We start from the raw sequence: 1,841 nt of genomic DNA on the forward strand, positions 1-1,841 counted from the left end.
GCAGTATAGCTGAGACCCTGCACAGCAGAATCAAGAAAAGTGGTTTCACGCTGCAATTTGACGGTCAAGGCAAGTTGTTTGGCATTTGAGGCTGAAGAGATTGTGAAATTGTCAGTAACACCGTAATCAATGGCTCCGTCGGTGAGGGTTTGGCTGGTCAGTTTGGTGTTTAGCTGATTAGAGGTGAGGACTGTGGCGTAGCGGTAGATGAAGAGGCGTAGGGGAGTATTCAGTTCTAAAGAGAGCGTGATTTGAGTGGAGGGTAGACCGAGGACTCCTGAGGTGAGTGGGTTAGTTGGACCTGCCTCAGAAAAAGCTGTTCCCCCTGGAACGACAACGATGAACTCGGTAGCCCGTGAACTGGTGCCTGCTCTTTGAGCACGCTCGTCACTTCGATGCTGCAGGGTCAGGGTGACTTGTACCTGATTGCTGGACTCCCCTTCCTCCGGTAACGGAGCGCAGGTAGTGAGCAGAAAGGTGAGTGGGATCCAGAGAAATGTGAGTCGGTTTAAAAGTTTAGACAATCGGTACTGTGGCTTTTTCTGGGTAAAACATTAAAAGAGGACTAGGTCTTAGTAAGCTGCACGCTAAAATTAGAGTGGGTAAAAAAGTTTTATATAACATATTCCACACAAATTGAACAAATCAGTTGGGTTAATTTTGTGCGTGAAGGGCGAAATGTAGTGCTAGTTTTGGATAGTCATAACACGAATCAATTTTGAGATCTCTGAGAAGCATAATAAGAGCTCAATCAACAAACCATGTAACGGACTGGGTACCTACACTTATCCAGATGGGCGGATCTATGTCTGGGAATTCAAAGAAGGTAGTTTCCATGGTCGAGGAATCTATTCCTGGCCGGATGGACGTGTTTTCGTTGGAGAATTTAAAAACGGCAAAAGGAATGGTGAGGGAACCTTAACTCGGCCAGAGGGGAAAGTTGAGAGCGGACATTGGGAGAACAGCAAATTGGTAGCATGAGAGCTATGGGGCTTTACTCACTAATCAACGAGGCCACGTTGTGTAGGTCAACTCTGCTTCGGCTGAATAGCCTTGGAGTTTGTCACTCTGTAGCAGAGACCTTGTTTTTCCAAGTGCCACAACAGGATCGCTATCAATCACATACAACTGTGTAGCAGAATCCTGAGCTGAGTCTGGTAAGAATTGACTGAGGTTCTCTCGGGCAGCAATCAGCTGCAAGGTTTCACGACCAAGTGGTGGCTGAACAGCAAACCTGCCAAGATCGATCCACTCACCTGTTTCCACAACAGTCACATGCCGAATAAAGCGTTTAGGTGAATTCTGGATACTTGGTTCAGTTCGACCAGATAAGATAGCGGCTCGTCCGTCATGAACGTATGGCCAACAATGTAAAAATATCCTGGTTTGTTCAACTTAACCTGCAGCTCAAACTCATCTCCCTCACTAAAATGAAGTTGCTCCCTCCCCCGATCCGTCTTGATTGAAACTCTAAAGTCAGAAGCCAGCCAGACATCCACATCTTCTCTTAGCAATTCATCAAAGACCGGCTGACTTGGTCCAGCTTGCAAGCCTGCATAGGCAGTGGCCACAAGAAATGTGGATCTGGTCAACTTAATCGCATGACTTTGCGCTTTGCTCAGATGCAGAGTGATTTCCATCCCTTGGTCGCCTACTACATAGTTTCCATGCAACCAATACTTAGCTTGATCAGGACTAAGCACGGTCTTTAGCTCTTGTTGTAGTCGTCCTTGGAAGGCAAGGGCAAAGGGTGTGATCTCCTGAGTCTTCGAAACTTTCATTGGAAAGACATAGACACTGGAGTATTCCTGCATCTCTTTGGTCAGCAGCCTAGCGGCTTG

Annotated in this window: 3 protein-coding genes; all 3 read right to left on the reverse strand. The window is 46.9% G+C overall.

Annotated elements, in window-relative coordinates; translation table 11 throughout:
- Positions 1-524, reverse strand: a 524-nt coding sequence (locus tag P8O70_11955) for a hypothetical protein (GenBank protein MDG2197575.1), incomplete at its 3' end; no start/stop codon positions are given.
- Positions 525-1,005: 481 nt separating this feature from the next.
- Positions 1,006-1,266: a hypothetical protein gene (locus P8O70_11960; protein MDG2197576.1), complete on the reverse strand. Its 261-nt coding sequence runs from the start codon at positions 1,264-1,266 to the stop codon at positions 1,006-1,008.
- A 5-nt stretch (positions 1,267-1,271) separates the two neighbouring features.
- Positions 1,272-1,841, reverse strand: a 570-nt coding sequence (locus P8O70_11965; GenBank protein MDG2197577.1) for a hypothetical protein, incomplete at its 5' end; no start/stop codon positions are given.

The organism is SAR324 cluster bacterium, from assembly GCA_029245725.1.
Lineage (GTDB): Bacteria > SAR324 > SAR324 > SAR324 > NAC60-12 > JCVI-SCAAA005.